The organism is Methylobacterium sp. WL119 (genome assembly GCF_008039875.1).
GTDB lineage: Bacteria > Pseudomonadota > Alphaproteobacteria > Rhizobiales > Beijerinckiaceae > Methylobacterium.
This window is the reverse complement of the sequence record NZ_VRUU01000129.1, coordinates 1-12,002: the sequence shown is the minus strand read 5'-3', so window position 1 is coordinate 12,002 and position 12,002 is coordinate 1. Positions and strand designations below refer to the sequence as shown.

The window sequence follows — 12,002 nt, the reverse complement described above, 5'->3', positions numbered from 1 at the left end:
CCTCTCCCGACCCTCGCTGACGCGAGGCCCACCCTCCCCCGCAGGGGGGGGAGGGGAACCCGCGGATGTCGTCCGAAGCCTTCCGGGGGCCTCGCGATGAGCGCCGATCGCGACCGCGTGCTCGCCGCCGCGAATGTTTCACGTGAAACAGCGCAACGGCTCGATCTCTACGTGGCGCAGCTGGCGCGCTGGCAGACGATCAAGAACCTGGTCGGGCCGGCGACCCTGGCTGAGGTCTGGACGCGGCACGTGGCCGATGCGCTGCAGCTGCTCGATCTGATGCCGGAGGCGCGCCGCTGGCTTGACCTCGGCTCGGGCGCCGGCATCCCCGGGCTGATCCTGGCGATCGCCGGGCCGCCCGGCATCCGCGTCGACCTCGTCGAGAGCAACGCCCGCAAGTGCGCCTTCCTGACCGAGGCGGCCCGGGTCACCGGGGCGCCGGTAACGGTCCACAACGCGCGGATCGAGGCGGTGATCGGCGATCACCACGGGGTCGACGTGGTCTGCGCCCGGGCGCTCGCGCCGCTCGACCAGCTTCTCGCCTGGACCGAGCCACTGTTGAAAACGGGCACCACCGGGCTGTTTCCGAAGGGACGGGAAGCGGTTGCGGAATTGACCGATGCCGCGGAGCGGTGGACAGTCGGCCACGATCTCATTCCGAGCCGAACCGAGTCGGCCGCCCGGATCGTCCGCGTCACCGCCCTCGCTCCCAAGAGCCCCTAGCTCTCGAGAGCCTGCCACTCCCCCCAAGCGTTCCCGTCTCCCAGGCGCCCATGACAAGCGACGCGACTCCCCATCCCGCTGCCGATGCCGCGCCCGCGCGGCCGCTCCGGGTGCTGGCGCTGGCCAACCAGAAGGGCGGCGTCGGCAAGACCACGACGGCGATCAACCTCGGCACCGCGCTCGCGGCGATCGGCGAGCAGGTTCTGGTGATCGACCTCGACCCGCAGGGCAACGCATCGACCGGGCTCGGCATCGACCGGCGCGCCCGCCGGGTCTCGACCTACGAGGTGATGGCGGGCGAGGCGTCGCTGGCCCAGGCCGTGGTGCCCACCGCGGTTCCGCGCCTGTCGGTGGCGCCCTCGACCATGGACCTGCTCGGCCTGGAGCTGGAGCTGGCCTCGCTGCCCGACCGGGCGCACCGCCTGCGCAACGTGCTGCGGGGCCTGCGCGACGCGAACGCGACGCGCGACGTCAGCTACGTGCTGATCGACTGCCCGCCCTCGCTGAACCTGCTGACCATCAACGCGCTCGCCGCCGCCGATGCGGTGCTGGTGCCGCTGCAATGCGAGTTTTTCGCGCTCGAGGGCCTGAGCCAGCTGCTGCGCACCGTCGAGCAGGTGCGCGGCGCCTTGAACCCGAAGCTGACGATCCAGGGGATCGTGCTGACGATGTTCGATCCGCGCAACAACCTGTCGACGCAGGTGGTGGCGGACGTGCGCGGCTTCATGGGCGAGAAGGTCTACGAGACCATGATCCCGAGGAACGTCCGCGTGTCGGAAGCGCCCTCGCACGGCAAGCCGGTGCTGCTCTACGACCTGAAATGCGCGGGCTCGCAGGCCTACCTGCGGCTCGCCTCGGAAGTGATCCAGCGCGAGGGCCGGGTGCCGGCGGCGGCGTGAGCGGTCGCGACCCGCCCGTTTCGGCGGGCGGATGCGGCCCGGGACGGTTCGGGTGTACGGCGTAACGATGCGTAACGGAGTGAGTGGGTGAGCGGGATGGCGGACGAGGTGGCACGGCCCCGGCTGGGGCGCGGGCTCGCGGCCCTGATCGGCGATTTCGGGGATGCGGGCAACGAGGCGGGCAAGGTGCAGGCGCAGCGCAAGGTCGCGGTCGAGTTCCTGCGGCCGAACCCGCGCAACCCGCGCCGCAGCTTCAGCGAGACCGACCTCGACGAGCTCGCCGCCTCGATCCGCATGCGCGGCATCATCCAGCCGATCGTGGTGCGGGCGCTCGGCGAGGTGCCGGGCACGTTCGAGATCGTGGCGGGCGAGCGCCGCTGGCGCGCGGCTCAGCGCGCCGGGCACGACGAGGTGCCGGTGGTGGTGGTCGAGATCGACGACCGCGCCTCGCTCGAGTTCGCGATCCTGGAGAACATCCAGCGCGCCGACCTCAACGCCATCGAGGAGGCCTCCGGCTACGAGCGGCTGATGAGCGAGTTCTCCTATACACAGCGCGAGCTTGCCGAGATCCTGGGCAAGAGCCGCAGCCACCTCGCCAACACCCTGCGCCTGCTCAACCTGCCGGCGAAGGTGCAGGAGCGGCTGGTCGCGGCCGAGATCACCGCCGGCCATGCCCGCGCGCTGCTCGGCGTGCGCGCGCCCGAGCTGGTGGCCAAGCGCATCGTCGAGGAGGGGCTGACGGTGCGCGACGTCGAGGCGATCGCCGCGTCCGAGCAGCAGCCCGACGACGTGCCGCGGCCCGGCCGGCCGCGTGGGCTGACCGAGAAGACCGCCGAGGTGCGCTCGCTGGAAAGCCGCCTCGCCCTGGCGCTCGGCCTCGGCGTGACCCTGAAGGCGAAGTCGTCCGAGGCCGGCGAGATCCGGATCCGCTACGGCACGGCCCAGGAATTCGAGGATCTCTGCCGCCGCTTCCAGGTGCCCGACGCCGGCTGACCGGTCGACGCCGGACGCCTCATCGCGGGGTCTCGATCTCTTGCCCCCGCGTCCGATCCCGGGACGGATGCGGGGCCGAGCCTTGTGGCGGCGGCGTGCGCGCGCCTAGAAGCGGGCTGCGTCCACCGTCCGGGCGCGCGTTCCATCGGTCCACGCCGTGGCGTCGCGGCGGGGCCTGCAGGCTCGCATTCGGGCCTCGGTGCCGGCCTCCGGCCGTTCGCGCGGCCCGTTCCATCCTTCGCACGGACACCTCCATGCCCCGCCTCCGCACGATGATCCTGGCCGCAGGCCTTCTCGCGATCCCCGGTCTCGGCCTTGCCCAGACCAGCTCCATCCGCGAGGCGCTGAAGCAGAACTGCACCGGCGATTACCTCGAGCATTGCAGCGAGCACCCGCCCGGCGGCCCGGCGGTGGAGGCCTGCTTCCGGGCCAACCTGAGCAAGCTGTCGCCCGAATGCGCCGCGGCGATCGCCCTCTACAAGCGCGAGACCAAGGGCCGGCGGATCTCCGAGGGGCGGTGAGCCGGCCCCGGCCGCCAGCCGCGCCGATCGGGAGCAGATCGCGCACCGCCTCGGGCGGGCGGCACGGACGGACGCCCCCCGAGGCGACGTCGATCGGCGGGGCTCCGGCGGCCGTCGCGTCAGCGATGGCGTTCGTCATCGGTGAGGATTCGGCAGGCGTCGAGGGCGGACAGGGCCGGCGCGCAGACGTCCGGGTGGCCCTGGCAGCAATCGCGCATCAGGAACTGGATCAACCCGCCGAGCGCCGGGTAGGCCGCGCTGTAGAGGATCGAGCGGCCCTCGCGCCGAGACGCGATCAGCCCGGCATGCTCGAGCTCCTTCACGTGGAACGACAGGTTCGAGGTCGAGACGCCGACCGCGCCGGCGAGGGCACCGGCCGCGACGCCGTCCGGCCCCGCGGTCACGAGATGGCGCACGATCCGCAGGCGGTGCGCCTGGGCGAGCGCGCCGAAGGCGGCTAGAGCTTGCGCTTCGTCCATCGTCGGTCCAATATTTCAATGAATATTGAAACATAACGGACGCCCGACGCGTGGACAAGCCGCCCTTCGCCGATCTGCCCAACATCGCCGCCGAGCACTTCGCCGTGCCGACGCCGGGCACCCTCGCGCCGAAGACCGGCTTCGCCCACCCGCCGCGATTCCTCATCCTGTACGGATCGCTGCGCGCGCGCGCCTTCAGCCGGTTCCTGGCCGAGGAGGCGGCCCGCCTGCTCGCGGCGATGGGTGGCGAGGTGCGGATCTATCACGCCGACGGCCTGCCGCTGCCGGACGACGCCACCGCCGACCATCCGAAGGTCCGGGAGCTGCGCGCCGCCTCGCTGTGGTCGGAGGGGCAGGTCTGGGTCAGCCCGGAGCGCCACGGCACGCTCACCGGCGTGATGAAGAGCCAGATCGACTGGCTGCCGCTCTCGGAGGGCTCGGTGCGCCCGACGCAGGGGCGCACGCTCGCGGTGATGCAGGTCTCGGGCGGCTCGCAATCGTTCAACGCCGTCAACGCCCTGCGCGTGCTCGGGCGCTGGATGCGGATGATCACCATCCCCAACCAGTCCTCGGTGCCCGCCGCCTACACGCAGTTCGACGAGGCCGACCGGATGAAGCCGGGGCCGCTCTACGACCGCGTCGTCGACGTCTGCGAGGAGCTCTACAAGTTCACGCTGCTCACCCGCGAGCGGGCCGACCTTCTGGTCGACCGCTATTCCGAGCGGAAGGAGCGGGCGCCCGCGCGCCTCGATGCGGTGGCCGCCGACATCGGGTTCGCCAAGCCGTAGGCGGCGGCCCGGCCGGCTTCGGCCGGATCACGCAGCGTGATCCGGCGCGGCGGTGGCTCGTCGAGCCGGATCGGCGCCGATCGGCGGGCTTTGCTTGCGCGATCCGGGCCTCAGCCCCGTCGCCGCGCCGCCTGCGTCGCGATCCGCAGCAGGGCGGAGGAGGCGTGGGCGTGGGCCAGGACCGGATCGGAGCGGCGGCAGGCCAGGATCGCGTCCTGGAGGATCTGCACCGCCTGGCGCAGGGTGTTGGGGCTCCAGCGGGCGAGCTGCGTCTCGATGCTGCCCTTGCGCTTGAAGTGCAGGCCGCGCCAGCTCGCGACCATCAGGCTCGGCGCCTTGTCGCCGCCCTCGATCCGCACGGCGAGCAGCTGCAGCGCATGGCGCAGGCCGGAGCCCAGCATCGCCGAGGGGTCGAGGCCCTCGTGGCGGAAGCGGCGGATGTCGCGCTCCACCATGTCGCCTTGGCCCGCGAAGGCGGCGTCGATCAGGGTGTTGAGCTGGCTGCCGGCGACGTCGCTCACCACCGCCTCGACGTCGTCGAGCCCGACGGTTCCGGTGCCGGCCGCGTAGAGCGCGAGCTTCTCGATCTCGGCGAGGCTCGCCCGGCGGTCGCCGCCCAGGCTCTCGGCCAGCAGGGTGCGGGCGTCGCGGTCGATGCGCAGGCCGCGCGCCTCCAGCGTCCGGTCGATCAGGTCGGCGATCGCGCGGGCGTCGTCGGCGTAGCACGGGATCGCCAGCGCCTTAGCCGACTTCTCGCACAGCGTGCGCAGCGGCGCGGTCTTGGCCAGATCGCCGGCCTCGATCACGATGCGCGTGCCCTGGATCTCGCCCTTGAGCAGCGCCTCGACGGCGGGCGCGATCGGCCGGCTCGTCGGGCGCACCCAGATCGCGCGCTTGTCGCCGAACAGCCCGACGGTGCCGGCCTCGTCGACGAGCCGGCCGGGATCGCCGGCGAGCGCGTCGCCGTCGATCCGCACCAGGGCGAACGGGTCGCCCGGATCGGTGACGAAGCCCTCGGCGAGCTGCTTGGCGCGCTCGGCGACCAGCCCGGTATCGGGGCCGAACAGCAGGATCACCGGCATGCGCGGGTCCGGCCCGCGCCGCAGCAACCCATCGATCTCGCCGGCCTTGACCGCGGTCACGCCCGGGCTCCCCGCCCGATCCTCAAGGCTTGGCCGAGAGCACCGAGGCGAGGCGGGTCTTGATCTGGTCGGCCAGCACCGAGGCGAGGCGGATCTCGGCGTCGCGGGCGGCGCGCAGGGATGCGAAGCGCTGCACCGAGCGGTCGTAGGTCGCGGTCGAGGTCGCGACGCCCTCGGTGACGATCTTGGTGCCGTCGAGGTTTTCGAGGCTGTACTTGACCACGCCGACGATGGTGCCGGCCTCGGCGCGGCCCGTGGTGGTCGAGACGATCGGCGTCTGCACCGACTCGCTGCCCTGCAGCTTCAGCCGGTAGCGCTTCGGCCCGGGCTGGCCGGAGCCGTCGAGGGCGAAGATCAGCTCGCTGCGCAGGTAGTGCCCGATGCGCTCCTGGTCGCGTGCCATCGCGATGTCGTCGACCTGGATGCCGGCGAGCAGCGCGGGCAGCGACTCGCCGGACGCCGTCGGCCCGTAGAGCGGGCGGAAGCAGGCCGAGAGGTTGAGCGCGAGGCCTGCGACGCAGGCGAGACGGGCCGCCCGCGCCGCGGCGCGAGCCGTCGCGGTCCCGATCGTTGTGTCCGCCATCCGCCTCATCCGCCCGCCGCAATCCGTCTCGTCCAGGGTTCTTTAGCGCGAGCGAACGGCCCGGCGCCACGACCCTACGCGCGATCCCTTACGATTCGTCTGCGGCGGGAGTTGGGTCGCCGAGGTCGGTGACCGCGGGCCGCGGAGGCCGGACGCGTCGCGCCGCGGCGAAGCCGAAGACGTCGGCGGGAACGCTCCCCGGGGGGCGTCGACCGGCCGCTTCGGCGCCTGCGGGCGCGGCCGTCCCGCTGCGCGCGAGCCGCCACTGAGACCGCCTGCGGCGTCTCGAACCAGGATCGTGCCGGTCTCGGGCCGTGCCGGGCCGACGCAGGCGGTGCAGCCGCCGCCGGAGCGTTGACGCGCGCGGCGACGCGGACCGGGCGGACCGCGCGAAACCTGACGACGGGGGGCGCGGCGCGCGCGGTCATGCCTCCCGGTCACGCACGCGCGATCGTCACGACGGCATCGTCGCAATCGCGTGCCGAGACGGGTACGGATCCGGGATTTCCCACGGATCGCGGTCGTCTAGAACTCGAGGCCGGGGCTTTTCAGGGCGTCGGCCTCGCGGCTGCAGAAGGCCTGATCCGGGGGCTTGCGCTCGCCCGCCAGCACCTTGGCGAGCTCGGCCCGCGCCCGGTCGAGATCGGCCCGGAACGCGGCGTCGCCGACGAGCGCCGCGAAGATCACCGAGCCGTTGGTGCGCCCGGCGGCGACGTCGCTCAGCCAGTGCACGCCGCAGACCACGCGGCTCTCGCCGTAGGCCCGGCCGCGGGCGAGGATGGCGGTGGCCTTCTCGGGCACCAGCGCGGCCATGATCAGGGCGTAGGCCCAGCCCTGGGTGGCGTGGCCCGACGGATAGCTGAAGCTGTCGGCGAGCGCCTGGGTCCGCTGCACGCAGATCGGCGCCTCGTTGCCGACGAAGGGGCGCAGGCGCCGGTAATGCACCTTCGGACCGCGGGTGCCGGCGGCGATGTCGAGGCGCGCGCGCTCGAACAGGGTGATCACCGCCGGCACGCGGGCCTGGTCGATGCGGGTGCCGAGCACGCAGGCGAAGGTCTCGAGGATCGCGGCCGCGCCCTCGGCCACGTCGGTGGCGGCCATCTCCCAGCGCGGCGTGCCCTTCATCGCCCGCGTGGCGTTGAAGGCGGCGCGGTCGGCCGCCTCCAGGGTCGAGTGGCTCGCCGGCGGCGCCGGCAGGATCTGGACGGTGTCGGGCACGCCCGTGCCGGTCAGGTACGGCTTGTGCGCCGGCTTGTCCGGGCGGACCGGGTCGGCGGCGACGGAGGGCGCCGACGGCTCGGCCGTGGCCGGGGTCTCGGCATGCACGGCGGGAGCGAGGAGCGCGAGGAGCGCCAGGGCGATCGGGAAACGCGGCATCGGGTCCGTCCTCCGGGGCGGGCGAGGCCCAAGCCATAACGCCCGGACGTTGAACGGGATACGACGGCACCGCGACTTTTCCGATCGCGACCTCACCTCTTCCCTCTCCCGCTTGAGGGGGGAGGGAAGAGCCGCCCTCTCAGAACCCGGACGGCGCCCGCAGGTGCCAGTCGGTCGCGCCCTGGAACGCCTGCCCGATGCGCAGAGCCAGCGCCTCGTCGTAGCCGCGGCCGACGATCTGCAGCGAGAGCGGCAGGCCGCCGCGCGAGACGCCGTTCGGCAGGCTGAGGCCGCACAGGTCGAGCAGGTTGGCGAAGCGCGTGAAGCGGGAGGGCAGGTGCAGCTCGTCGACCTCCGCCAGGGGCACGGCCGCAGTCTCGGTGGTGGGCGTCAGGATCGCGTCGATCCCGTCCCAGGCGCGCGCGAGGTCGCGCTTGAGCGCGTCGCGGCGCTCGAGCGTCGCGAGGTACTCCTGCGCCGACAAGGTGCGGCCGCCGAGGATGCGCGCGCGCACCGCGTCGCCGAGCGGCGCGGCCGCGTCCTCGGCGAGCGCGCCGTTGACGAAGTAGGCCTCGGCGTTGGTGATCCCGCTCATCGCCACGAGGTCGGCGAAGCGGAACGGCAGCGCGACGTCGACGATCTCCGCGCCGAGCCCGGACAGCACGTCGAGGGAGGCATCGTAGGCGGTCAGCATCTCGGCCGAGCAGCCGTCCCGCTCGGCCTCCGGCATCCGCGCGAGCCGCAGGCCGCGCACGCCGCGGTTCAGGGTCGGGAACGGGTCGACGGGCAGGATGCCGCGGGTCGCCGGGTCGAGCGGATCGGGGCCGGAGATCGCCGCGTAGAGCAGCGCGGCGTCGGCGACGCTGCGGGCGAGCGGGCCGGGGGTGTCGAGGGTCGCGCTGAGCGGGACGATGCCGTGGGTCGAGACCCGGCCGACGGTGACCTTCAGCCCGGTCAGCCCGCAGAAGGCCGCGGGCAGGCGCACCGAGCCGCCGGTATCGGTGCCGATGCCCCAGGGCGCCATCCGCGCCGCCACCGCGACGCCGGTGCCGCTGCTCGATCCGCCGGGCGTGCGGGCGACCGCGAGGTCCCACGGGTTCCACGGGGTGCCGAGATGCGGGTTGGTGCCCCAGCCGCCATAGGCGAACTCCACCGTGTGGGTCTTGCCGAGCACGATCATCCCCTGCGCGATCAGGCGCCGGGCGATGGTGGCGGTGCGGGCGGCGCGCCGCGCCCGGTGGGCGGCCGAGCCGCCCAGGGTGATGCGGCCCTCGAGGTCGATCAGGTCCTTCAGCGCGATCGGCACCCCGTGCAGCGGCCCGACCGCATGGCCGGAGCGGATCGCCCGGTCCGCGCCCTCCGCCGCCAGCCGCGCATCGTCGGCGAACACCTCGGTGAAGGCCTGGAGCTTCGGCTCGCGGGCGGCGATGCGGTCGAGCATCGCCGCCACGGCCTCGACCGGCGACAGCGTTTTGCCGGCAATTCTGTTTGCGAGCTCGGTCGCGGAGAGGTCGGCGATGGCGTTCGTCGTGTCGGTCATCCAGAAGGACCCTTTATTGTCCGGTCGTCGTGGTCGGGTGCCATCCCGTCGTCCCGGGGCGCCGCTCACGCGGCCCCGGAACGACGGGGCGTCGAGCGTCGGACGCGGCTACGGCAGGCTCACCAGCGTCAGGTCGACGAACCAGCTCTGCGGCGAGACGAACCCTTTCACCTTCGGGCTCATGCCGCGGGGGTTGAGGTCGTGGACGACGTAGAGCCAGGGCGGGTCGTCGACGAGGCGCTCGTGCGCGGCCTTGGTGGCGGCCGAGATCTCGGCCGGGTCGCTCGATTCGGCGAGCGTTTTCAGGGCCTTGTCGAAGGGCGCGTCGGTCCAGTTCGGGAAGTTGAAGCCGTTGGGCGGAAACCGGTCGGCCGCGAAGTAGCGCACCATCACGCCCGCATCGGATGTGGGCGAGGAGACGTTGAGGGCGTTCGAGCCCTGCAGGCTGGCCGCGTCGGGCAGCGCCCGGCTCGAGTTCAGCAGGATCTGCCACTCGACGACGTTGAACGACACGTCGACGTCGCAGGCCTGCTTGAGGTTCTCCTGCAGGAACTCGTTCATCGGCATCGGCGACATCTGGCCCGAGCCCGAGGCCGAGATCATGATCTTCAGCGCGAGCGGGTTCCTGGCGGTGAAGCCGGCCTCGGCCAGCAGCGCCTTGCCCCGCTTCGGATCGAAGCCGTAGCGGTTCTTGGGGGTGCCGAAATCCGGGTTGCCGTCGTTGAACCAGCCGCTGGCGGCCTCCGCGGTGCCGTTGAGGAAGCTGACCACCGCCGCGCGGTCGACGCAGTAGTTCAGGGCCTGGCGCACGCGCACGTCCTTCACCGGGCTGTTGGTCGCGCCGATGTTGAAGATCCACGGCCAGACATGGGGGTAGGTGCCGGTGGTGACGGCGAAGCCCGCGGCCTTCAGCGACGGGATCGCGTCGGGCGCCGGCACCTCGATCCAGTCGACCTGGCCGGCCCGCAACGCGGCGATCCGGGCGTTGGCCTCGGGGATCGGCATCAGGCGGACCCGGTCGACCTTGGCGAGGCGGGACCTGTCCCAGTAGCCGTCGTTGCGGGCGAGATCCGCCGATTCCCGCGGCGTCACCTTGGTCAGCTTGAACGGCCCGGTGCCGGCGGCCGGCACCGCCTGCACCTTGGCCCAGTCGCGCCCGGCCTTCTCGAACGATTTCGGGGAGGTGAACAGCAGGTACACCGCCATGTAGGGGAAGTACGAGGCCACCTGCGTGGTGGTGATCTGCACCGTCCTGTCGTCGAGCTTCTTGTAGCTGCCCATGATCGGCACCCGGGCGCGGGAGATGCCGGCGCCCTGCGCCTCGAATTGCGGGCTGTCGTTCTTGAAGTAGCGGTCGAGGTTCCAGATCACCGCGTCGGCAGCGAACGCTTCGCCGTCGTGGAAGCGCACGCCGTCGCGCAGGTGGAAGGTCCAGACCCGCTTGTCCTCGGCCGACTGCTCCCAGGCGGTGGCGAGCGCCGGCATCAGCCCGGCCGGCCGGTCGGTGCGGGTGAGGTCCCACTGCACCAGCCCCTCGAAGATCGGGTAGCCGAGGAAGCGCATGCCCTCGAAGCCGTTGTTGGGCATGCCGGTGGCGGTGGGAATGTCGGTCGCGGTCATCGCGATGCGCAGGACGCTCTCGGCGAGCGCCGGCGGCGCGGCCAGCGCGGTGGTGACGGCGAGGGCAGCCAGAGTACGGCCGAGCATCGTGCGGCTTCTCATGCGTGGGTCCGGGAAAGCCCCTGCGGGCGAGGGGGGAGGCCCCTGCGGGCGAGGGGGACAGTCCCTCCGGGCAAGACCTGCGCCAACGATCTTGGGTTGTGCCGCAGGACAATGGCGTCTTGGGCGTTGCGCCCGGGCCTTGCGCCGCCCTATCCCGCGGCACCACGATGGCGCCTTCGGAGGTTTCGCTCCCGGCGGGACCTGCGGTTCCGGACCGCCAGATGAGGGATGAGCGCGTTGGCAGAGACGATGAACGGCGCCGAGAGCCTGGTCCGCACCCTGGTCGCGGGCGGCGTCGAGGTGTGCTTCACCAATCCCGGCACCTCCGAGATGCATTTCGTGGCGGCGCTCGACCGGGTCGAGGGCATGGCCTGCGTGCTGTTCCTGTTCGAGGGCGGCGCGACGGGGGCCGCCGACGGCTACGCCCGCATGGCCGACAAGCCGGCCTCGACCCTGCTCCATCTCGGCCCCGGCCTCGCCAACGGCCTGGCCAACCTCCACAACGCGCGCCGCGCCCGCTCGCCGATCGTCAACATCGTCGGCGAGCACGCCACCTACCACCGCATCCACGACGCGCCGCTGACCTCGGACATCGCCGGCTTCGCCCGGCCGGTCTCGGCCTGGCTGCGCATGGGCACCACCGCCGAGGCCATCGCCGCGGACGGCGCCGACGCGATCGCCGCGGCGCGGACCGCCCCGGGGCGGATCGCGACCCTGATCCTGCCCGCCGACACCGCCTGGAACCCGGGCACCGGCATCGCGCCCGTCCCCGCGATCCCCGAGCGCGCGCGGGCGGGCGCGGATGCGCTGGGGCGCGCCGTCGCGGCCCTGGCCTCGGGCGAGCCGGCGGTGCTGCACCTGTCCGACCGGGCGGTGCGCGGCGAGGGCCGCCGCATCGCCGCCCGCATCGCGCGGAAGACCGGCGCCAAGCTGCTGGCCATGGCCGCCAACGCGCGGATCGACCGCGGCGCCGGCACGGTGCCGATCGAGCGCCTGCCCTACCCGATCGACGCCGCGATCGAGACCCTGGCGCCCTTCCGCCACGTCATCCTCGTCGGCGCGACGCCGCCGGTCGGGTTCTTCGCCTATCCCGGCAAGCCGAGCGTGCTCAGCGCGCCGGATGCCGAGACGATCGTGCTGGCGACGCCGGAGGAGGACCAGATCGAGGCGCTGGAGCGGCTGGCCGAGGCCGTCGGCGCGCCCGCGGGCGACTGGTCGGCCGCCCGCGCGCCCCC

General features: G+C 72.9%; 12 protein-coding genes. 6 read left to right on the top strand and 6 right to left on the bottom strand.

All coding sequences use genetic code 11. The features are described 5' to 3' along the window. The first annotated feature begins 96 nt into the window (after positions 1-96). The 4 genes from rsmG (at position 97) to FV227_RS25705 (ending at position 3,136) form a co-directional block, all read left to right on the top strand. Positions 97-723, top strand: a complete 627-nt coding sequence (rsmG, locus tag FV227_RS25720; protein WP_147728223.1) for a 16S rRNA (guanine(527)-N(7))-methyltransferase RsmG — start codon at positions 97-99, stop codon at positions 721-723. A 50-nt stretch (positions 724-773) separates the two neighbouring features. After that, entirely contained in the window at positions 774-1,622 is an 849-nt protein-coding gene (locus FV227_RS25715) for a ParA family protein (protein ID WP_147728222.1), read from the top strand. A 96-nt stretch (positions 1,623-1,718) separates the two neighbouring features. Further along, positions 1,719-2,615, top strand: coding sequence for a ParB/RepB/Spo0J family partition protein (locus tag FV227_RS25710; RefSeq protein ID WP_147728224.1), 897 nt, complete (start codon positions 1,719-1,721; stop codon positions 2,613-2,615). A 254-nt stretch (positions 2,616-2,869) separates the two neighbouring features. Further along, positions 2,870-3,136 (top strand): hypothetical protein, encoded by a 267-nt coding sequence (locus tag FV227_RS25705; protein ID WP_147728221.1) that lies wholly within the window; start codon positions 2,870-2,872, stop codon positions 3,134-3,136. Between the two features lie 119 nt (positions 3,137-3,255). Here the strand turns inward: FV227_RS25705 and FV227_RS25700 are convergent, their stop codons facing one another. Then, positions 3,256-3,615 (bottom strand): metalloregulator ArsR/SmtB family transcription factor, encoded by a 360-nt coding sequence (locus tag FV227_RS25700; RefSeq protein ID WP_147728220.1) that lies wholly within the window; start codon positions 3,613-3,615, stop codon positions 3,256-3,258. Between the two features lie 50 nt (positions 3,616-3,665). Between FV227_RS25700 and arsH the strand changes: the two genes are divergently transcribed. Next, on the top strand, positions 3,666-4,403 hold the full coding sequence (gene arsH / locus FV227_RS25695; protein WP_147728219.1) for an arsenical resistance protein ArsH: 738 nt from the start codon (positions 3,666-3,668) through the stop codon (positions 4,401-4,403). A gap of 110 nt (positions 4,404-4,513) precedes the next feature. On the opposite strand, the gene holA is transcribed toward arsH, so the two are convergent. The 5 genes from holA to FV227_RS25670 all read right to left on the bottom strand — a co-directional run bounded on the left by holA (position 4,514) and on the right by FV227_RS25670 (position 10,767). Further along, positions 4,514-5,545: a DNA polymerase III subunit delta gene (gene holA, locus FV227_RS25690; protein ID WP_147728218.1), complete on the bottom strand. Its 1,032-nt coding sequence runs from the start codon at positions 5,543-5,545 to the stop codon at positions 4,514-4,516. Between the two features lie 22 nt (positions 5,546-5,567). After that, complete coding sequence (lptE, locus tag FV227_RS25685; RefSeq protein ID WP_147728217.1) at positions 5,568-6,128, bottom strand: LPS assembly lipoprotein LptE; 561 nt, start codon at positions 6,126-6,128, stop codon at positions 5,568-5,570. Between the two features lie 525 nt (positions 6,129-6,653). Then, positions 6,654-7,505, bottom strand: a complete 852-nt coding sequence (locus tag FV227_RS25680; protein WP_147729549.1) for a phosphatase PAP2 family protein — start codon at positions 7,503-7,505, stop codon at positions 6,654-6,656. A 139-nt stretch (positions 7,506-7,644) separates the two neighbouring features. Then, positions 7,645-9,045, bottom strand: a complete 1,401-nt coding sequence (locus tag FV227_RS25675; protein ID WP_147860219.1) for an amidase — start codon at positions 9,043-9,045, stop codon at positions 7,645-7,647. 108 nt (positions 9,046-9,153) lie between these two features. Beyond that, positions 9,154-10,767 (bottom strand): ABC transporter substrate-binding protein, encoded by a 1,614-nt coding sequence (locus FV227_RS25670; RefSeq protein WP_246686564.1) that lies wholly within the window; start codon positions 10,765-10,767, stop codon positions 9,154-9,156. 249 nt (positions 10,768-11,016) lie between these two features. Between FV227_RS25670 and FV227_RS25665 the strand changes: the two genes are divergently transcribed. After that, a partial coding sequence (locus tag FV227_RS25665) for an acetolactate synthase large subunit (RefSeq protein ID WP_187274954.1) occupies positions 11,017-12,002 on the top strand: 986 nt, incomplete at its 3' end.

Bases quoted from the DNA above. Each gene is read 5' to 3' on its own strand.
- FV227_RS25715 (WP_147728222.1), top strand. From the start codon at position 774: ATGACAAGCGACGCGACTCCCCATCCCGCTGCCGATGCCGCGCCCGCG.
- FV227_RS25675 (WP_147860219.1), bottom strand. From the start codon at position 9,045: ATGACCGACACGACGAACGCCATCGCCGACCTCTCCGCGACCGAGCTC.
- FV227_RS25705 (WP_147728221.1), top strand. From the start codon at position 2,870: ATGCCCCGCCTCCGCACGATGATCCTGGCCGCAGGCCTTCTCGCGATC.
- lptE (WP_147728217.1), bottom strand. From the start codon at position 6,128: ATGGCGGACACAACGATCGGGACCGCGACGGCTCGCGCCGCGGCGCGG.
- rsmG (WP_147728223.1), top strand. From the start codon at position 97: ATGAGCGCCGATCGCGACCGCGTGCTCGCCGCCGCGAATGTTTCACGT.
- FV227_RS25670 (WP_246686564.1), bottom strand. From the start codon at position 10,767: ATGAGAAGCCGCACGATGCTCGGCCGTACTCTGGCTGCCCTCGCCGTC.
- FV227_RS25680 (WP_147729549.1), bottom strand. From the start codon at position 7,505: ATGCCGCGTTTCCCGATCGCCCTGGCGCTCCTCGCGCTCCTCGCTCCC.
- FV227_RS25710 (WP_147728224.1), top strand. From the start codon at position 1,719: ATGGCGGACGAGGTGGCACGGCCCCGGCTGGGGCGCGGGCTCGCGGCC.
- FV227_RS25700 (WP_147728220.1), bottom strand. From the start codon at position 3,615: ATGGACGAAGCGCAAGCTCTAGCCGCCTTCGGCGCGCTCGCCCAGGCG.